The organism is Streptomyces sp. NPDC089424, assembly GCF_044749345.1.
Taxonomy (GTDB): Bacteria; Actinomycetota; Actinomycetes; order Streptomycetales; family Streptomycetaceae; genus Streptomyces.
This window is the reverse complement of the sequence record NZ_JBIVHU010000012.1, coordinates 148,374-165,111: the sequence shown is the minus strand read 5'-3', so window position 1 is coordinate 165,111 and position 16,738 is coordinate 148,374. Positions and strand designations below refer to the sequence as shown.

The 16,738-nt window shown below is 71.7% G+C and carries 20 protein-coding genes; 13 read left to right on the top strand and 7 right to left on the bottom strand.

Features of this window, described 5'->3' with window-relative positions:
* The first annotated feature begins 7 nt into the window (after window positions 1-7).
* Both ACIP2X_RS37135 and ACIP2X_RS37130 read left to right on the top strand, forming a co-directional pair.
* Window positions 8-454, top strand: a complete 447-nt coding sequence (locus ACIP2X_RS37135) for a Fur family transcriptional regulator (protein WP_401682546.1) — start codon at window positions 8-10, stop codon at window positions 452-454.
* A 9-nt stretch (window positions 455-463) separates the two neighbouring features.
* On the top strand, window positions 464-1,429 hold the full coding sequence (locus tag ACIP2X_RS37130; RefSeq protein ID WP_401682543.1) for a YgfZ/GcvT domain-containing protein: 966 nt from the start codon (window positions 464-466) through the stop codon (window positions 1,427-1,429).
* 25 nt (window positions 1,430-1,454) lie between these two features.
* Here the strand turns inward: ACIP2X_RS37130 and dtd are convergent, their stop codons facing one another.
* A complete protein-coding gene (gene dtd / locus ACIP2X_RS37125; RefSeq protein WP_401682541.1) occupies window positions 1,455-1,880 on the bottom strand; it encodes a D-aminoacyl-tRNA deacylase in 426 nt (141 codons plus the stop codon).
* 170 nt (window positions 1,881-2,050) lie between these two features.
* Here dtd and ACIP2X_RS37120 point away from each other — a divergent pair, with 170 nt between their 5' ends.
* Window positions 2,051-2,674 (top strand): aerial mycelium formation protein, encoded by a 624-nt coding sequence (locus tag ACIP2X_RS37120; RefSeq protein ID WP_401682538.1) that lies wholly within the window; start codon window positions 2,051-2,053, stop codon window positions 2,672-2,674.
* A gap of 110 nt (window positions 2,675-2,784) precedes the next feature.
* Window positions 2,785-4,035 (top strand): GNAT family N-acetyltransferase, encoded by a 1,251-nt coding sequence (locus tag ACIP2X_RS37115; RefSeq protein WP_401682535.1) that lies wholly within the window; start codon window positions 2,785-2,787, stop codon window positions 4,033-4,035.
* Window positions 4,036-4,207: 172 nt separating this feature from the next.
* On the opposite strand, the gene ACIP2X_RS37110 is transcribed toward ACIP2X_RS37115, so the two are convergent.
* Window positions 4,208-4,393 (bottom strand): hypothetical protein, encoded by a 186-nt coding sequence (locus tag ACIP2X_RS37110; protein ID WP_401682533.1) that lies wholly within the window; start codon window positions 4,391-4,393, stop codon window positions 4,208-4,210.
* Between the two features lie 216 nt (window positions 4,394-4,609).
* Here ACIP2X_RS37110 and ACIP2X_RS37105 point away from each other — a divergent pair, with 216 nt between their 5' ends.
* Window positions 4,610-5,446: a GntR family transcriptional regulator gene (locus ACIP2X_RS37105; RefSeq protein ID WP_401682530.1), complete on the top strand. Its 837-nt coding sequence runs from the start codon at window positions 4,610-4,612 to the stop codon at window positions 5,444-5,446.
* 11 nt (window positions 5,447-5,457) lie between these two features.
* On the opposite strand, the gene ACIP2X_RS37100 is transcribed toward ACIP2X_RS37105, so the two are convergent.
* The gene (locus ACIP2X_RS37100) at window positions 5,458-5,646 is read right to left on the bottom strand and encodes a hypothetical protein (protein WP_401682527.1); all 189 of its coding nucleotides are present in this window, start codon (window positions 5,644-5,646) and stop codon (window positions 5,458-5,460) included.
* Between the two features lie 156 nt (window positions 5,647-5,802).
* Between ACIP2X_RS37100 and ACIP2X_RS37095 the strand changes: the two genes are divergently transcribed.
* The 4 genes from ACIP2X_RS37095 (at window position 5,803) to ACIP2X_RS37080 (ending at window position 10,275) form a co-directional block, all read left to right on the top strand.
* Entirely contained in the window at window positions 5,803-6,696 is an 894-nt protein-coding gene (locus ACIP2X_RS37095; RefSeq protein WP_401682524.1) for a FadR/GntR family transcriptional regulator, read from the top strand.
* Window positions 6,697-6,750: 54 nt separating this feature from the next.
* Entirely contained in the window at window positions 6,751-7,458 is a 708-nt protein-coding gene (locus ACIP2X_RS37090; RefSeq protein ID WP_401682521.1) for an HAD family hydrolase, read from the top strand.
* A 177-nt stretch (window positions 7,459-7,635) separates the two neighbouring features.
* Window positions 7,636-8,514, top strand: a complete 879-nt coding sequence (locus ACIP2X_RS37085) for a GntR family transcriptional regulator (RefSeq protein ID WP_401682518.1) — start codon at window positions 7,636-7,638, stop codon at window positions 8,512-8,514.
* Window positions 8,515-8,772: 258 nt separating this feature from the next.
* Window positions 8,773-10,275: a phosphotransferase family protein gene (locus tag ACIP2X_RS37080; RefSeq protein WP_401682515.1), complete on the top strand. Its 1,503-nt coding sequence runs from the start codon at window positions 8,773-8,775 to the stop codon at window positions 10,273-10,275.
* Between the two features lie 71 nt (window positions 10,276-10,346).
* Here ACIP2X_RS37080 and ACIP2X_RS37075 read toward each other — a convergent pair whose 3' ends face one another.
* The gene (locus ACIP2X_RS37075; protein ID WP_401682513.1) at window positions 10,347-11,195 is read right to left on the bottom strand and encodes a nitroreductase/quinone reductase family protein; all 849 of its coding nucleotides are present in this window, start codon (window positions 11,193-11,195) and stop codon (window positions 10,347-10,349) included.
* 191 nt (window positions 11,196-11,386) lie between these two features.
* Here ACIP2X_RS37075 and ACIP2X_RS37070 point away from each other — a divergent pair, with 191 nt between their 5' ends.
* Window positions 11,387-11,860 (top strand): HAD domain-containing protein, encoded by a 474-nt coding sequence (locus tag ACIP2X_RS37070; RefSeq protein ID WP_401682510.1) that lies wholly within the window; start codon window positions 11,387-11,389, stop codon window positions 11,858-11,860.
* Window positions 11,861-12,266: 406 nt separating this feature from the next.
* Here ACIP2X_RS37070 and ACIP2X_RS37065 read toward each other — a convergent pair whose 3' ends face one another.
* Window positions 12,267-13,166 carry an NAD(P)-dependent oxidoreductase gene (locus ACIP2X_RS37065; RefSeq protein ID WP_401682507.1) on the bottom strand — a complete coding sequence of 300 codons (900 nt, stop codon included), beginning with the start codon at window positions 13,164-13,166 and terminating at the stop codon, window positions 12,267-12,269.
* 54 nt (window positions 13,167-13,220) lie between these two features.
* On the opposite strand from ACIP2X_RS37065, the gene ACIP2X_RS37060 reads away from it, so the two are divergent.
* The gene (locus tag ACIP2X_RS37060; protein WP_401682504.1) at window positions 13,221-13,571 is read left to right on the top strand and encodes a winged helix-turn-helix transcriptional regulator; all 351 of its coding nucleotides are present in this window, start codon (window positions 13,221-13,223) and stop codon (window positions 13,569-13,571) included.
* Window positions 13,572-13,658: 87 nt separating this feature from the next.
* On the opposite strand, the gene ACIP2X_RS37055 is transcribed toward ACIP2X_RS37060, so the two are convergent.
* On the bottom strand, window positions 13,659-14,678 hold the full coding sequence (locus ACIP2X_RS37055) for a helix-turn-helix transcriptional regulator (RefSeq protein ID WP_401682501.1): 1,020 nt from the start codon (window positions 14,676-14,678) through the stop codon (window positions 13,659-13,661).
* Between the two features lie 100 nt (window positions 14,679-14,778).
* Between ACIP2X_RS37055 and ACIP2X_RS37050 the strand changes: the two genes are divergently transcribed.
* Window positions 14,779-15,357, top strand: a complete 579-nt coding sequence (locus ACIP2X_RS37050) for a DinB family protein (protein ID WP_401682498.1) — start codon at window positions 14,779-14,781, stop codon at window positions 15,355-15,357.
* A gap of 59 nt (window positions 15,358-15,416) precedes the next feature.
* Here ACIP2X_RS37050 and ACIP2X_RS37045 read toward each other — a convergent pair whose 3' ends face one another.
* On the bottom strand, window positions 15,417-16,010 hold the full coding sequence (locus ACIP2X_RS37045; protein ID WP_401682495.1) for a DinB family protein: 594 nt from the start codon (window positions 16,008-16,010) through the stop codon (window positions 15,417-15,419).
* Between the two features lie 127 nt (window positions 16,011-16,137).
* Here ACIP2X_RS37045 and ACIP2X_RS37040 point away from each other — a divergent pair, with 127 nt between their 5' ends.
* Window positions 16,138-16,728, top strand: coding sequence for a helix-turn-helix domain-containing protein (locus tag ACIP2X_RS37040; protein ID WP_401682493.1), 591 nt, complete (start codon window positions 16,138-16,140; stop codon window positions 16,726-16,728).
* The last annotated feature ends 10 nt before the right edge of the window (window positions 16,729-16,738 follow it).

Sequence of the window (16,738 nt, the reverse complement as noted above, 5' to 3'; positions counted from 1 at the left end):
CGTGGGTGTGGTGAGCACCGACTGGAAGAGTGATCTCAGGCAGCGCGGCTACCGGCTGACGCCGCAGCGGCAACTCGTGCTCGAAGCCGTGGACAACCTGGAGCACGCGACCCCCGACGAAATCCTCGCCGAAGTGCGCAGGACGGCGTCGGGGGTCAACATTTCCACCGTCTACCGGACCCTGGAGCTCCTGGAGGAGCTCGGGCTGGTCAGCCACGCCCACCTCGGGCACGGGGCGCCGACGTACCACCTGGCCGACCGGCACCACCACCTCCACCTCGTCTGCCGCGACTGCACCAACGTCATCGAGGCCGACGTCTCCGTGGCCGCCGAGTTCACGGCCAAGCTGCGGGAGACGTTCGGCTTCGACACCGACATGAAGCACTTCGCGATCTTCGGTCGCTGCGCGGACTGCGCGGCGGCGACCGGCAAGGATTCAAGTACCGAGTCGTAGGCTTAGCGTATGAAGAGCCCCCTGCTGTCCCTGCCCGGCGCCGTCCCCGCCGAAGGGGCGGACGAAGGTGTCGCCGCCCACTACGGCGACCTGTTCCGCGAGCAGCGCGCCCTCGCCGACGGCACCGGTTTCGTCGACCTCTCGCACCGCGGGGTCGTCACCGTCACCGGCGACGACCGGCTGAGCTGGCTGCACCTGCTGCTCACCCAGCACGTCAGCGACCTGCCCACCGGCGAGGCCACCGAGGCGCTGGTGCTGTCCGCGAACGGCCACATCGAACACGCGCTCTATCTGGTGGACGACGGCACGACCGTCTGGGCCCATGTCGAACCCGGCACCCAGGACGCCCTGATCGCGTACCTGGAGTCGATGAAGTTCTTCTACCGGGTCGAGGTCGCCGACCGCACCGCCGACATCGCCGTGGTCCATCTGCCGGCCGGTTCCATCGCCGAGGTGCCGGAAGGGGTCGCCGTACGGGAGACGGCGCACGGCCGTGACCTCTTCCTGCCGCGCGCCGACCTGGAGTCGTACGCCGCGCAGAACGGACCGGCGGCCGGGATCCTGGCGTACGAGGCGCTGCGCGTCGAGCAGCACCGGCCGCGGCTCGGCTTCGAGACCGACCACCGCACCATCCCGCACGAGCTGGGCCTGATCGGCACCGCGGTGCATCTGCAGAAGGGCTGCTACCGGGGCCAGGAGACGGTCGCCCGGGTGCAGAACCTGGGCAAGCCGCCGCGCCGGCTGGTCTTCCTGCACCTCGACGGCAGCGAGGTGCACCTGCCTCCGTCCGGCACCGAGCTGCGGCTCGCGGACGACGGCCCCGACGGCCGCAGGATCGGCTTCGTGACGACCTCCGTACGCCATCACGAGCTGGGTCCGGTGGCGCTGGCGCTGGTGAAGCGGAACGTGCCGGTGGACGCCCGTCTGGTGGCCGACACGACGGCCGCCGCTCAGGAAGTCGTCGTCGAGCCGTAGGCCCCACCCGCCTACCGGCGGCGGGCTACATCTCCAGCAGGACCGTGAACGGGCCGTCGTTCGTCAGGCCCACGCGCATGCGCGCGCCGAACCGGCCCGTCTCCACCGTGGCGCCGAGCGCGCGCAACTGCGCGACCACCTCGTCGACCAGCGGCTCGGCCACGTCACCCGGGGCGGCCGCGTTCCACGTGGGGCGGCGGCCCTTGCGGGCGTCGCCGTAAAGGGTGAACTGGCTGATCACCAGGAGCGGGGCGTCGATGTCGCTGCACGACTTCTCGTCGTGCAGCATCCGCAGCGACCACAGCTTGCGGGCGAGCTGGGCCGCCTTCCCCTCGGTGTCCTCGTGCGTCACGCCGACCAGGACACACAGCCCCTCGCCGGTGATCTCCCCGACGACCTCGCCGTCGACGACGACGCTCGCGCCGTCCACCCTCTGCACCACTGCACGCATGCGACCCATCATGCCCGGCGGCGTCATCCCGCTTCGCGGGTGGTCCGTACCAGCGCTCTTTTTGATCCCTAACCCCCCATCTGGGGCCGTTCGGGGGCACTCGGTCACATAGCGGCCACTTGGGGTGGCACGATGCTGCCACACGCCGGTCGAGGGGACGGTTGAGGCACATGAGAACACCGAGTACCGGGCAGCCGCCTGGGGCTGTCTCGTTGACCCGAGCGGGAGCCGGGGAGTCACTCCGGCCACCCGTGCAACGCACGGACAGTCCACAGCTGCCGCCCGATCCGCCCGCGCACGATCTGGCCACGCTGAGTCTGGCCGAATTGCGCTCCCTGCGCAGGGACGCGCAGCGCGACGAGGCGGATCTCAGTTACGTACGACGGCTGCTGCAGGGCCGCATCGACATCCTGCGCGCGGAGCTCGCGCGCCGGGGGCCGGGGTCGCTGGTGGACACGGGCGCGGCAGAGGCGTCCGTCGTCCAGCGGCTGCCGGAGATCCTCACGGACGCCCCGGCCCGGCACCGCTCCTCCGCGCGCCACGTCACGCTGGGCACTCCGCACAACGAGGAGTACCGGCGGCTGGCTGCGGAGATGCTGGCCGAGGTCGAACTGTCCGCGCTGGACGCCCGCACCGACGTCGAGCTGACCACCGCGATGGGGCGCCTCGTCCGGTACGAGCAGCAGGTGTCCCGGCGCCGGCAGCGGTTGCAGCGGATCGCGGACGAGTGCAGCGCGGAGATCGCGCGGCGCTACCGGGAGGGGGAGGCACAGGTCGACGACCTGCTGATGTGAGGCGGGAGGACCTGGTCACCCCGGGTCCCGCCCGGGGCGGCGCGCACGCGCACCGCCCCGGGCGGGAAAACCCCGCGACACCTGGGCCTTCGTATGCCTACCGTGCACTCATGACGCGTCGCGACGAGCTGCCCGTACGCCCGATCACCGAAGCCGAGTTCGAGGACTGGCAACGCGCCATGAGCGTCGGCTTCCTGCAGCGGCCCACGCTGACCGAGGAGCAGTTGGAGGCGCGGCGCGCCCACTTCGTGCCGGGGCGGCTGCTCGGGGCGTTCGACGGGGGCCGATGCGTGGCGACGTTCCGTTCCTTCGCCCAGGAGCTCACCGCCGTGGGCGGCGCCTTCGTGGCCGCCGACGCCGTCTCCAACGTCACCGTCAGCCCGACGCACCGCCGCCGCGGCCTGCTCAGCCGCATGATGAGCCAGGACCTCACGGGGGCGAAGGAACGCGGGGACGTCGTCGCGACGCTCATAGCCGCCGAGTACCCGATCTACGGCCGCTACGGCTTCGGCCCCGTGACCACGGCCACCAAATGGACCGTCGAGGTGGCGCGCACCGGCCTGGACCGCCGTTGGTCGGGTCCGGAGGACGGCGGACGGATCGACCTGGTCGACCCCGAGGACGTCCGCAAGCTCGGTCCCGAACTGCACGAACGCCTGCGGCGGACACAGCCGGGCGCGGTCAGCCGCGACGAGCTGTGGTGGCGCATCAACACCGGCGCGGCCCGCTTCGGCAGGTCGTGGACCGAGCCCTACTACGCCCTGTACCGCTCGGCCGCCGGGGAGGTCGAGGGCCTGGTCTCCTACGAGTCGGACGACAAATGGCAGGGCAAGCAGCCGCAGAACACGGCCGACGTGAACTGGCTGATCGCGGCGACGCCGGCCGCCGAGCGCGCCCTGTGGCACTTCCTGTGCTCGATCGACTGGATCGCGCACGTGAAGTCGGGCTGGCGGGCGCCGGACGACCTGCTCCCGCTGCTGCTGCCGGACCCGCGCGCCGCCCGTCTGCTCGCGCAGGGCGACTGGCTGTGGTTGCGGATCCTGGACGTCGTACGGGCGCTGGAGGCGCGGACGTACGAGGGCTCGGGGGAGCTGGTGCTGGAGATCGTCGACGCCGCCGGGTTTTCCGGCGGACGGTACCGGCTGGAGGCGTCGGAGCAGGGCGCGTCCTGCGCGCCGAGCGACCGGAGCGCCGATCTCACGCTGGACGTCGCCGACCTGGCGGCGCTGTGGCTGGGCGACGAGTCGGCGGTACGGCTGGCCGCGCTGGGGCGGGTCCGGGAAGAACGAGCGGGCGCCGCCCGTTCGGCCGACGCCCTGCTGCGCACGTCCAGGCGACCGTGGTGCCCGGACCTGTTCTAGTGCTCCCCTCTGCCGGCGACGGTGGACGGTCTCGCTATCCGTAGCGTGCTCTTCAGTTGTGGCTGTGCCTGTTCGGTTGTGGCTGTGCGCGTGCCGCTGTTCGGTTGTCGGTATTCAGTTGTCTCTGTGCAGACTGACCAGGCTCCCGGCTCCCCTCCGGAAGGGAGCCCGGTCAGCCGGACTGGGTGAGCAGCAACACGAGGATCACTGCTCCGATGCCGCCGAGAGTGATGTTCTTGGCCTTGATGCCGAGGGTCATGGCGACGAGGGCGATGATCCCCATGGCGCCGAGCTTCGACTGGACGAACTGCTCGAATCCGATGGCGAGGGCGGCGACGACGAGGGCGATGAACGGCATGGGGTGCGTCCTTCCAGCGCTACCAACCATCGGTAAGTGCAACCACATTCGTTCAGTTGGTTGCCAACTTATTCCCGGTTGGGGCGTCTTTGAAGTGTCCGGTAACCATCTGTCAGGCAACTGCCCCAAGATGGCTCAAAGTTGTAGGGTTCCGATGTGACGTCGGAACAAGTAGCCGTGAACGAACGGGGAAGGGCCCCGTTGTCGCCCCAGGAGGTGGCCGACGAGCTCCGCGGCCGGATCAGGTCGGGCACGCTCCAGGCGGGCCGGCGCATGCCCACCCAGGCCGCCCTGGCCGAGGAGTTCGGCGTGGAGCGCGGCACCGTCCGGCAGGCCCTGCGCATCCTGCAGTCGGAGGGTCTGCTCACCAACGTGTCCCGCGGGGCGCCGGCGACGGTCGCGCCCGACGGGGCGACGGCCTTCTTCGGCCCCGCCGCGCAGCCGGAGTCCACCCTGGCCGCACTGCCCGCCCGGGTGGCTGCCGCGTTCGAGGCCAAGCACGTCAGGATCGACGCGCTGTGCCTCACCTCGGCCTCGCTCAGCCTGGCCCTCAGCGAACCGCTGCGCCGACTGCACACCGGGGCGCCGAAACCGGCCACGGTCCACCTGCGGGTTCTGCTGCCGTCCCGGGACATCGACCTCGCCTTCCCCGCCTCCGCCGACCCCGGCGGCGACTCCCCGGCGCACCGGAGCTGGGTGGCCCTGCGCAACGCCCAGGGCCTGGTGCTGAGCCACAATCTGACGGCACTGCGCTCCACACACGGCGTGGACGTCCAGGTGCGCTTCCGCGCACTGCCCTTCACCCCGCCGGTGAAGCTGTACCTGCTGAACGACACCGAGGCGCTCTTCGCCTTCTACACGCCCAGCAGGCGTGCGGAGGGCACCGCTGGAGAGGGCCCGGAGACGTACGAGGTGCAGGGGGGCTCCTCGCCGCTGTTCGCCTTCCGGCAGGGCGACGGGGGAGTGCGGGACAAGTCCTTCGTGGAACAGTCCCGACTGTGGTTCGACCGCCTCTGGGAGACGATCAGCACGGAACTGGACCTGGGGGCCTGACCGCGCCCTGGTCACAGCGCCGGCCCGGTGACCGAGAGGCTCAGCGCCACGGCGCCGATCGCGCTGCAGGTGTGGTTGCGGCGGTGCAGCCCGATGAGGAGCAGGACGAGGGCGACGAGGCCTGTGGTGCCGTATCTCCACTGGGCCAGTTCCTCGACGGTGAGGAGTAAGACGGTGGCGGCGGGCTTGATCCATGACACGGTGATGTCTCCTTGACATGGGGAGGGAACACCCCCCTTCGGCAGAAGTGGTCGAGTACGGTGCTGACTTGGCGCTAGTTGGAACCAACTCTGCTTAAGTTGTTCCAACTTGGCAGGGATGGATAAACAACTTTCCGGGCACCCCCTACAAGTGGGATGCAGCCCTTCGGTTTCCGGGTGCGGGAGGAGATGGCGACGGTGGTCGGCAGCAGAAGGTCCACGCCTGAGGAGATCGCGGACTCCCTGCGGGAGCGGATCCGGGACGGACGGCTGAAGGCGGGCGACCGGCTGCCCACCCAGGCCGAACTCGCCGACGAGTTCGGGGTCGAGCGCGGCGCGGTCCGTCAGGCACTCCGCGCCCTCCAGAGCGACGGGCTCCTCAGCAACGTCAGCAAGGGCAGCCCGCCGCGCATCGCGGAACCGGAACCCGCCTGGCGGGAGCCGCAGCCGACGATGGTGGGCCTCGGCCCCCGCCTCACGGAGGCGTTCTCCGCGCGTCACGTACGCGTGGACGCCGTCTGTCTGACCGCCGAAACGATGATGCTGGGCCTCGGGGAGCCGCTCCGGGCGATCCACGAGGGCCGGCTCGGCCCGGAGTCGATCGACGTCAGGGTGCTGCTGCCCTCCCGTGACATCGACCTGGCGTTCCCCACCTCGGTAGAGGGCAGCGGCGACGGCGACCCGGTCCACCAGCGCTGGCTGATGATGCGCAACGCCCAGGTCCAGGTCCTGAGGCACAACCTTCGCGCCCTGCGCGCCACGCACGGCATCGACGTGAGCGTCACCTTCCGCGCGCTCCCGTTCACCCCTCCGGTGAAGCTGTACCTTCTCAACGGCCGCGAGGCGCTGATCGCGTACTACATGGTCACCCGGCGTGCCGCCGACGACGACATGGCGTCCCAGGAGATGTTCGACGTCCTGGGCACCCAGGCCCTCCTCTTCTCCTTCGAGCAGGAGACGGGGCGCCGTGACGCGGCCTTCGTGGAGCAGTCGCAGAAGTGGTTCGACGCGCTCTGGAGCACCGTCACCTCCGAGTTGACCCCGGAGTAGTGTCATGGGACCCAGTGGCCGCGCGACCACCCCATCGTGTCGCAGACTGAACCGGTGACAACGCACACGGAGAACCTCCCGGGACTGATCACGCGTGCCCGGTACGTGCTTTTCGACTTCGACGGTCCGATCTGCCGTCTGTTCGCCGGGCACTCCGCGCAGGACGTGACGCGCGTGCTGGTCGGCTGGCTGGAGGCGCGCGGCCTGCGTGACCTGCTCACGGACGAGGAGCAGTGGTCGACGGACCCCTGGGACGTCCTGCGCGCCGTGGACAGCCGGCACCCCCGTCCCGGCGCGCTCGTCGCCGCGCTGGAGGAGCGGCTCACCCAGGAGGAGTTGAAGGCCGCCGCCTGCGCCGCACCCACTCCGTACGCGGATCGGCTCCTGCGCACCTGGGCGGCTCAGGGCGCCGGCCTGGCCGTGACGACGAACAACTCGCCCCGCGCCGCGCGGCAGTACCTCGCAGGACGTGGCCTGGAGAGCGTCTTCGGCCCCCATCTCTACGGCCGCTCCCGGGACCTGAGCCTGCTCAAGCCCGACCCGCACTGCCTCGATCAGGCCCTGCGGGCCTTCGGTGCCGCGCCGGAGGACGCCCTCATGATCGGCGACGCGCCCACGGACCTGATGGCCGCGCGCAGCGCCGGTGTCGGCTTCCTCGGGTACGTGCGCAACGAGCGCAAGGAGAAGATCCTGCGTGACGCCGGGGCCGGGTATCTGGTGCCCACTCTGCAGGACGTGTTGTCCGTACTCACCGCCGGTTGACGCTCGCATGGTCACCTCCGTCACTCCCTGGCTGTCCGTCAACTCCCCGACCAATTGGATTGGTTGGTCTAATTGGTTGGTTCCCTCTGGGGCTCATCTCCAACCATTCTTCGGTGATGGTTGGGTGAAGTGGTGGAGAGAGGTCCACTATTGGAGGAATGGCGGTAGGGTCGTAGGGTGAGCGATGAGCGGAGCGGTACGACCGGGCGCAGGCAGCGGTTCGACGACGTCATGTCGACGTTGCGGAGCCGGCTGCTCGACGGTGAGTACCCGCTCCACAGCCTGCTGCCGGCGGAGCGTGACCTGGCCGCCGAGCTCGGCGTGGCCCGGGACACCGTGCGCAGCGTGCTGACGGAGCTGGCCAACGAGGGCTGGGTGGAGCGGCGGCAGGGCAGCGGGACCCGGGTGATCCGCGTTCCGGAGGGCATCCGTTCGGCGCGGTCGACGGACCAGTCGGGTCAGCCGGCCAGCCTCGAGTGGTTCATGGACCAGGCCTTCGCCCGCGCGGAGGTCACCCTCGACGTCTTCACGCTCACGGCCGAGTCGTTGAACAACCAGCTCCGCAGACTGGACGAGCGTATCCAGCGCGGCAAGCTGGAGGCCCCGCAGCGGATCGTGCTGCGGATGATGCTTCCCGACCCCGAGCTGGACATGCCGTATCCGCAGTCGCTGGACCCGCAGTACCGGGAGGCGATGCGCGAGCGTCAGCGGGAACTCGCCGAGTGGCATTCCGGCGAGGTCAAGGGGCGGCTCCTGACCTTCAAGGCCCGGGGGTCGGTCGAGACCGTCGACGTGGAGATCCGTCATGTGCCCCTGACCCCGCCGTTCAAGGTCTATCTGATGAACGGCGAGGAGATGCTCCAGGCCTACTACGTGGTGGGTGAACGCCCGCTGGTCCTGAAGAGGCTGGAGACCGAGATCCAGGCACTCGACGCCCTCGGCCTCATCGCCAAGTTCACACACTTCGTCAAGGACAGCGACGATCCGAACCACGCGTTGCTCGTGGAGGGCACGCAGGCCTGGTTCGACTCCCTGTGGAAGAACCTCGCCAAGTAAACCAATCGTCAGGTGATCTGCCCCGGAACGGCACCTTCTCACGGCTATGGTGGTCCTCCCGTCATCCTTGCGTGACAGGAGCGACGACTGGTGGTACCGCTCGCGCACAGATGGGACTGCCTGCCCGGCGGCCTCCGACCGGCGGCCGTCGATGTCCGCATGTGGCCCGGCCTCCGCGGGCTCCCCCCAGCAGGGAACGCCGCACCCGGAGTTCTGCCGTACCGGCTCCTCCACACCGACGCACACCGCTGCGACCTGATGGTTCCGGCGGCCGACCCGCCGGTGCCCGGCCGCGCGGGCCGGCAGACGGCGGCGTACGGCGATCCCCTGCACGACCTGGCCACTCATCTCGTCCGCACGCGGTATCCGGAAGCCCGCCGGGGCGAGGTCTTCCGGACGTGGACGCAGGCCGTCTCCGGAGCGCCGGCCCGGGCGGCCGACGGACTGGAGGGAGATCTTCGCCGTCATGTGGACTTCGAGTGGGCGCAGTCCGTCTACTGGGCTGTGATGCATACCGCCCGGTACCTCGCCACCGGCCCGGACCCCGAGGCGTACCTCGGCCTGGCCGCCTCGTCGCTGCACCGTGCGCTGCGGACCGCGGCGGCCGACCCCGTTCCGTTCACCGATCCGCCGGACCGGCCCGGCGTCCCCCTGGTCCCGCACGCCCGGCAGGCGGCCGGGCATACGGTCCGGCGCCCCTGGTTCGGCCGTCGCGGTGCCGCGGCCCTTCCCTTCGTCCCCGACCCGCGAGTGCCGGAGCGGGCCGATTTCCCGCACGACCTGGTGGGCGCCGTGCTGGCCGCCGAGGACCGTGCGAGCGCCGATCACGTCTTCCGGGGCACCGCCCATCGCAACACCGTGGTCAGCGCCCCGGGCTTCGGCGCGGTCCTGGTACGCCGTGACGCGGCACCGGCCCACCGCCACGAGAGCGTCTTCACGACGCTGGAGGAGTACCCGGTGCTGAGGGCCATCGAGGAGGCCGGCGTGGAGGTGGCGGCACCGAGGGTCCTGGCGCGGGGCCAGAGCGAGCCCGCCGAGCCGTTCGCGGTCCTCACCTACCTCGGCCCGCTGCCCGGCGAGCCCGCCCCGGACGGACGGCCCTGCGTGCACCCGGTGGAGGGTCTGCTGCCGCACGAGGCGGATCTGCTCGTCGACCAGCTCTGCGCGCTGACCGCACTCGACTGCGCCACCCTCGATCCGCTGGCCGCGCACGCGGCACGCGACTTCCACCCCTGGCTCGCCGACCGCGTGGCCACGATGGTCGCCGGGCTCCCGGAGCGGACCCTGCTCGCCGCCCGGCGCCTGGGGCTGCCCGACGCGCCGCGACTGGCCGAACTGCTCGCCCGCCACCGAGTCACCCCCCGTCGGCCGGCGCTGCTGCACGGAGACCTCAACCCCTGGAATCTCGTCCGCACCGACGACCCCCGCCACGGGACCGGACTCGCCCTCATCGACTGGGAGATGGCCCTGATCGGTGATCCCCTCCACGACCTCGTCCGGCACCTCCACCTGACACCGGCGCGCAGCGAGATCCGGCACCGCATGTTCGCCCGCTGGGAGGAGCGCGTCGGCCCCGAGCACAGCCGTGGCTGGCAGCGCGACCGGCGGGTGTACCAGCTGATCGAGATCGTGCGTTCCGCGTACGTGGACCTGGACCGCATCGTCCATGGCATGAGCCTCGACGTACCGGCCGTGCGCCAGGCGGCGGACCGGTACGCGCACACCCTGAAGCGCACGACCCGTCTGCTCGACGCCGCCTGACCCGCGCCGCCCGTATGGCGCCGCGGGGGGCGAGAGGGCGACGCGGTCGGACGGGTCGCGCGCCAGGGGTGTCAGGCGTCGAGCAGCGGGATCAGGTGTTCCTCCTCGTAGGTCAGATGCGCCTCCAGTTCGGTGGTGAGGCGTGCGACCTCCGAGCGGGCGGTGGCCGGATCCTCCGTTGCGATGGCCGTGCGCAGGTCCTCCACCAGGGCGGCGATGTGCTCGTGCTCCTCGCGGAGCCGTTCGACGGTGGGTGCGGCCGTCGGGTGGCGGTCGGCGAGGAAGGGGAACAGGCCGAGGTCCTCGCCGGTGTGGTGGTTGTGCAGTCCGTGGCAGAACGTGAGGCAGTTGACGCGCAGTTGGGCGCCGAGACGACCGCCGTTCCCGGCGGCCTGGTCCATCTCGCCCCGGATGAGCGCGAGTTCGCGCCGAAAGGCGTCGTGCACCACCTTGATGGCCTCGCCCATGGAGCCGGCGGCGATGCGGGGCGGCCCACCGGCGATCTCGTGGAGGGCCACGACCGGTATCACCCGGCCCGCCTTCTCCTGGTACTCCGCCCAGCCCGCGTCGGTCTCGACGGCCCGCGCGAAGGCCTCGTCGCGCGCGGCGCCGCTCAGCACCTCGGCGCGCGCCTGGTAGGTGAACGCGCCGCTCTCCACGGTCACCTCGGGATGGGCGAGGAGGTTGTGGTACCAGGCGGGGTGTCTGGGGGCGCCGCCCGCGGAGGCGATGACCAGGATGCGGTCGCCGCCGTCGGGGAGGTAGGCCACAGGGGTGGTGTGCTCGGTGCCCGTACGGGCGCCGGTGGTCGTGAGGAGGATCAGGCGGGCGCCCTCGAAATAGCCGCCGACGCGGCCCCGGTTGGCGCGGAACTCCTCGATGACCTGATGGTTGAAGTCGTCGATGGTGTCGTTGGGCATGCTCGGTGTTCTCTTCTCTCTCCGGCCGTGCTCGTCACTGGTGATCGGTGGACGAACGCGCGTGATCGCGCGGAGAGAGAGCGGCGGACTCCTGGCCCGCCTCAGCCTCATTCAGAGGCCGGGCACCCAACTCGCTCGCGGCACTTGGCCGCAAACCCGGCAGTCATGAGAGGAACAGTAGCCTAGGCGCGATGCTTCTCTTCCTGGATATCGACGGGACGCTGCTGCCCTTCGGGTCGGCGGACCCGTATCCGGTGTACGGGACGCCGCGCGGCCGGAGCTCCGGGAACCCGCTGCTGAGCAGGGTCGATCCGGCGCTCGGCCCCCGGCTGCGGGCGCTGGGCTGCGAGTTGGTGTGGGCCACCACCTGGCTGGACGAGGCGAACGAGCTCATGGCGCCCTGGCTCGGTCTGCCCCCGCTCCCGGCCGTGGACTGGCCGGAGGAGGCCGGGCGGCCCGGACCGCTGCACTGGAAGACCCGGCCGCTCGTGGCCTGGGCGGCGGGCCGGCCCTTCGTGTGGCTGGACGACGAGATCAGGGCGTCCGACCGGGACTGGGTGACCGCCCACCACCCCGGCCGGGCCCTGCTGCACCGCGTGAACCACCGGGTGGGGCTCACTCCGGCGGACTTCGCGGCAGTGGCGGGGTGGGTGAGTCGCGGGTGAGGGTCGTGGCGGGGGTCGCGGGGGCCGTTTCCCGGAGGTGAGGGCCGGCGGGGGCGCGCGGCCTGTTTCCGGCGGTGAGGGCCGTGGCGGGAGCCTCCCGTCCTTTTCTCCGCAGGTGTCGGCCATGGGCGGGGGTCGCGGGGGCCGCATCCCGGAGGTGAGGTCCGTGGCGGGGGTCGCGGGGGCCGCTTTCCGAAGGTGAGCCGTGGCAGGGGACGCGCGCCCTGTCTTCCCGCAGGTGACGGCCGTGGCGGGGGCCGCGCGGCCCGTATCCCGGAGGTGAGGGCCGTGGCAGGGGGCGCGCGGGCCCGCTTTCCGGAGGTGAGGGCCGTGGCAGGGGGCGCGCGGGCCCGCTTTCCGGAGGTGAGGTTCCGCGACAGGCGGGCGCGGCCCGCCTCCCGGGCGCTCACGCCCGGCGCGCGCCCCCGCTCAGCAGATCCGTCACCCGCATGAACCCGTCCGTTCCGTGGCCGAGGCCGATGACGCGGCGGGCCTGGCCCTCCGCCGCGCGCATCACGCCCGCCTCGATGCCGTGGCCCTCGGAGGCCTCGATGACGTGGGACATCGAGGAGACCGCCGAGGTGATCGGGTTGAGCTCCCCGGAGTAGGTGGCGTCGTCGACGTCGCCCGCGAACTCCTCGAACAGCGGCGGCAGGATGGCGGCGATGCCCTGCGCGAAGGGCGCGAGTTCCCGCCCGCTGATGCCTTCCGCGCGAGCCACGGCGAGGGCGTGCGCGTAGCCCGCCATCGCCGTCCAGAAGATGTCGAGCAGTGCCACGTCGTACGCGGCCGCCCGTCCGACGTCCTCGCCGAGGTGGGTGTGCGTGCCGCCGAGCGTGTCCAGGGCGGGCCGGTGCGCCCGGTACACCTGCTCGGGGCCGCTGTGCAGGAACACCGCCTCGGGGGTGCCGATGCTGGTGGTCGGCGTCATGATCGCGCCGTCCAGGTAGCGGATGTCGTGCGCCGCGGCCCAGGCGGCGGTGTCGCGGGCCCGGGCCGGGGTGTCGGCGGTGAGGTTCACGAGGGTGCGGCCCTTGAGGGCGTCGGCGACGGCGGGCCGCCGGAGGATCGCGTCGCAGGCGTCGTAGTTCACCACGCAGACCACGACGAGGTCGCTCGCCGCGACGGCCTCCTCCGGCGTCCTGGCGCAGGCGGCTCCCCGGGCGGCCAGGTCGCCGTCCCGGCCGGGGGTGCGGTTCCAGACGGTGGTGCGCAGACCGGCGTCCAGGAAGGCGCCGGCCAGGGCGCGGCCCATCGGCCCCAGACCGAGCACGGTGACGGCAGACTGGTCGTCGTACGTGGACATGCTTGTTCAACTCCCTTGAGAACGATTCGAAAAATTCATCACAAAGGGGCGGCAATGACGCGCAGGCAGGCCCAGGATCCGAACGTCTGCGGAGTGACCGCCGCGATCGCGGTGATCGACGGCAAGTGGAAGACGTCCCTGCTGTGGCTCCTGGAGTCGGGCCCGCACCGCCCCGGCGAACTGCGCCGGAAGCTGCCGGGCCTGACCGAGAAGGTGCTGACCCAGGCGCTGCGCGAGATGGAGACGGACGGCCTCGTCCACCGTGAGGTGCACGACGTGATGCCCCTGAAGACCGTCTACTCCCTGACCGGTTTCGGCCGTGAACTCTCCACGGCACTGGCCCCCGTCTCCGACTGGGGCCACCGCCGTCTGGAGCGCCTCACCGCGACCTCGCCGGCCTCCTGACCACCCGCGACCAGCCTCTCCCCGGGGGCGCGCGGTGCCAAGTACGCACAAATAAGTGGGTGGTACGGCGGCCGGCTCACCGCTCTCTCAGCCGGCGTCCCGGCGGGTGCCCGAGGCGTCGGCGAAGCGCCGCGCCAGCCGCGCGAAGGCGTCCCGGAGCTCCGGCGGGCCGACGACCTCGATGCCGGCGTCGAACCTGCCGACGAGGGCGGCGAGGCCGGTCCATGACCATGAGCCCAGGACGAGCCGGCAGCGGTGGGGGCCCAGTTCCTCGACGAGACCGTCGTGGCTGTGCCGGGACACGACGGAGGCCGGCAGATCGAGGATCACCTCGCCCCGGCACGGCCACTCACCGGCGCCGCCGACGCCGCCCACCCCACCTGCCGCGCCGAAGCCGTGGAACCGGTCGGTGACGAAGGTGGCCACGTCGCCCCCGGGCAGGTCGCGCGGGGTGAAGCGGGGGCCGGTGGGGACGCGCGGGGTGATGCGGTCGGCGCGGAAGGTGCGCCAGTCCGCGCGGTCGAGGTCCCAGGCGACGAGGTACCAGCGGCCGCCCCAGGTGACCACGTGATGCGGCTCCACCCGGCGCGGGCCGCGCGGGGCGCCGTCCTCGTGCGCGCCGGGCGCGAAGTCGAAGCGGAGCACCTCCCGCGCGTGGGTGGCCGCGCCGAGCGCCAGGAGCACGCGGCTGTCGACGACGGGTCGGGGCCGGTTCCCGGGCCGGTCCACGGCGGTGACCCGCACGGTGTCGATGCGGTGGCGCAGCCGCGCGGGCATGACCTGCCGGACGGTGGTCAGCGCGCGGGCCGCGGCCTCCTCGATGCCGGCACCGGCGGTGGTGGCGATCCGCAGGGCCACGGCGAGAGCGACGGCCTGCTCGTCGTCGAAGAGCAGCGGGGGCAGATCGCTGCCGGCGGCGAGCCGGTAGCCGCCCTCGGGGCCCTTGACGGCCAGGACGGGATAGCCCAGCTCACGCAGGCGTTCGACATCGCGGCGCACGGTACGGGGGCTGATCTCCAGCCGCTCGGCCAGGAGCGCGCCCGGCCAGTCCCGGCGCGCCTGGAGCAGGGAGAGCAGGGACAGCAGTCGGGCTGAGGTCTTGGGCATGTCCCGCACCCTGCCCGGAGTAGCGGACACGATCTGACCGCTATGGCTGCGACGGTGAACTCGTACCGCACGTCCACGACCCCGGAAGGACCCGATCACCGTGACTGCCGCGACCCACCCCACCTCCCCGCTCGACGACGAGCGGACCGCCCTGCTCACCGCCCTCGCGAACGCGCGGGCCGCCCTCGTCCGGACGACGGACGACCTCGGCGACGAGCAGGCCGGCGAGCGCCCGACGGTCAGCGCGCTGTGCCTGGGCGGGCTGATCAAGCACGTCGCGTCCATGGAGGAGGCATGGCTGCGCTTCGCCGTCGAAGGCCCCTCGGCGATGAACTTCGACCTGCCCGAGGGCGTCACCTGGGCCGACATCGCGGCCGGCACCGCACGCGAGGTCCCGCAGTGGATGATCGACCACGGCAACGACTTCGCGATGCTGCCCGGCGAGACGCTGGCCGGGATCCTGCGGCGCTACGAGGAGGTCGCCGCGGTGACCGAGAAGACCCTCGCCTCGGTCCCCGACCTGTCGGTGACGCATCCGCTGCCGCGGGCGCCGTGGAACGAGCCGGGCGCGGTGCGCAGCGTGCGCGGGGTGATGCTGCATGTCATCTCCGAGACCAGCCAGCACGCGGGGCACGCGGACATCCTGCGCGAGACGCTCGACGGACGGACGTCCAGCTGACGCGGGAACCGGAAGGGGGGCGGCGGCACGCGCGCGTACGCCGTCCCCTTCCCTTTGCCCTACCCGCCCCCGTCCGCCTCACGGGCAGCCCGCTCCAGCCGGTCCCGGTACTCCTCCCACCACGCCGTCCCGCCCGGCGGGATGCTGGTGTTGCCGTCCTGCATCCCCACGGCCCCGTCGATGAGTTCGCGGACGATGTCGGCGTGCCCGGCGTGCCGCTGTGTGTCGGCGATGACCCGGACGACGGCGTGATGCAACGTCACCTCGTCCTTGCCCTCGGGCCACCACGGCACCTTGCCGACGGTCTCCGTCGCCAGCGCGTCGATCGTCGCGTCCGCGTGGGCCCACGCCCGGCGGTAGAGCCCCACGACGAACTCGCGGGACTCGTCGGCGGTGGCCCACATGTCCGCGTTGGGCTCGGCGTCCGCGTCCAGCCAGGGCAGCGGCTCCGCGGAGGGCCGCCCGAAGGTCTCGCCGAGATAGCCGAGCTCCATGCTCGCCACATGTTTCACCAGGCCCAGCAGGTTGGTACCCGTCGGGGTGAGCGGGCGGCGGATGTCGTACTCCGAGAGCCCTTCCAGCTTCCACAGCAGGGCGTCGCGGGCGGACTGCAGATAGAAGTGAAGATCGGCTTTGACGTCCGTTGCGGTCATGGCGCTCAGTCTGCCGTGTGGGGCGGGCGGTGCTCCCGGCGCTCCCGGTGCTGCCGTACGAGTGGCATGGCGCACTCTTGCAAGCAGGTTGCTTGCAATTGTTAGCAGTGCGCGGCATGGTGGAGACATGGCATCGCTCAACGTCGGCAATCTCGGTGAGTATCTGCGTGAACAGCGGCGCAACGCGCAGCTGTCGCTCAGGCAGCTCGCCGACGCCGCCGGGGTGTCCAATCCGTATCTGAGCCAGATCGAGCGCGGGCTGCGCAAGCCGAGCGCGGAGGTGCTGCAGCAGGTCGCCAAGGCGCTGCGGATCTCCGCCGAGACGCTGTACGTGCGGGCCGGGATCCTCGACGCCGAGCGGGACCGGGACGAGGTCGAGACGCGCGCCGTCATCCTCGCCGATCCCACGCTCAACGAGGGGCAGAAGCAGGTGCTGCTCCAGGTCTACGAGTCGTTCCGCAAGGAGAACGGCTTCGAGTCCGGCAAGGCGTCCGCGGCGCAGGACGGGGCCCCGAGCGACACCGGCGACGACGGCTCCGGCGGCGACGACGGCCCCGGGGACGACAGCCTGGCCGGGCGCGACGCCCGCGATCCCGGCGGTCCCCGTGATCGCGGCGGCTCCGGACACGGCGACGGCGCCGTACGTGACACCCAGGCCGCCGACGGCAGCGACGACGACGGCGGCGACGCCGACCCGCGGCGGCGATCCGCCGGCTGAGCCGGGCGGA

Excerpts from the sequence above, each read along its gene's own strand:
- ACIP2X_RS37130 (WP_401682543.1), top strand. The coding sequence starts at position 464 with ATGAAGAGCCCCCTGCTGTCCCTGCCCGGCGCCGTCCCCGCCGAAGGG.
- dtd (WP_401682541.1), bottom strand. The coding sequence starts at position 1,880 with ATGCGTGCAGTGGTGCAGAGGGTGGACGGCGCGAGCGTCGTCGTCGAC.
- ACIP2X_RS37120 (WP_401682538.1), top strand. The coding sequence starts at position 2,051 with ATGAGAACACCGAGTACCGGGCAGCCGCCTGGGGCTGTCTCGTTGACC.
- ACIP2X_RS37115 (WP_401682535.1), top strand. The coding sequence starts at position 2,785 with ATGACGCGTCGCGACGAGCTGCCCGTACGCCCGATCACCGAAGCCGAG.
- ACIP2X_RS37110 (WP_401682533.1), bottom strand. The coding sequence starts at position 4,393 with ATGCCGTTCATCGCCCTCGTCGTCGCCGCCCTCGCCATCGGATTCGAG.
- ACIP2X_RS37095 (WP_401682524.1), top strand. The coding sequence starts at position 5,803 with ATGCAGCCCTTCGGTTTCCGGGTGCGGGAGGAGATGGCGACGGTGGTC.
- ACIP2X_RS37080 (WP_401682515.1), top strand. The coding sequence starts at position 8,773 with ATGGTTCCGGCGGCCGACCCGCCGGTGCCCGGCCGCGCGGGCCGGCAG.
- ACIP2X_RS37075 (WP_401682513.1), bottom strand. The coding sequence starts at position 11,195 with ATGCCCAACGACACCATCGACGACTTCAACCATCAGGTCATCGAGGAG.
- ACIP2X_RS37070 (WP_401682510.1), top strand. The coding sequence starts at position 11,387 with ATGCTTCTCTTCCTGGATATCGACGGGACGCTGCTGCCCTTCGGGTCG.
- ACIP2X_RS37065 (WP_401682507.1), bottom strand. The coding sequence starts at position 13,166 with ATGTCCACGTACGACGACCAGTCTGCCGTCACCGTGCTCGGTCTGGGG.
- ACIP2X_RS37060 (WP_401682504.1), top strand. The coding sequence starts at position 13,221 with ATGACGCGCAGGCAGGCCCAGGATCCGAACGTCTGCGGAGTGACCGCC.
- ACIP2X_RS37055 (WP_401682501.1), bottom strand. The coding sequence starts at position 14,678 with ATGCCCAAGACCTCAGCCCGACTGCTGTCCCTGCTCTCCCTGCTCCAG.
- ACIP2X_RS37045 (WP_401682495.1), bottom strand. The coding sequence starts at position 16,010 with ATGACCGCAACGGACGTCAAAGCCGATCTTCACTTCTATCTGCAGTCC.
- ACIP2X_RS37040 (WP_401682493.1), top strand. The coding sequence starts at position 16,138 with ATGGCATCGCTCAACGTCGGCAATCTCGGTGAGTATCTGCGTGAACAG.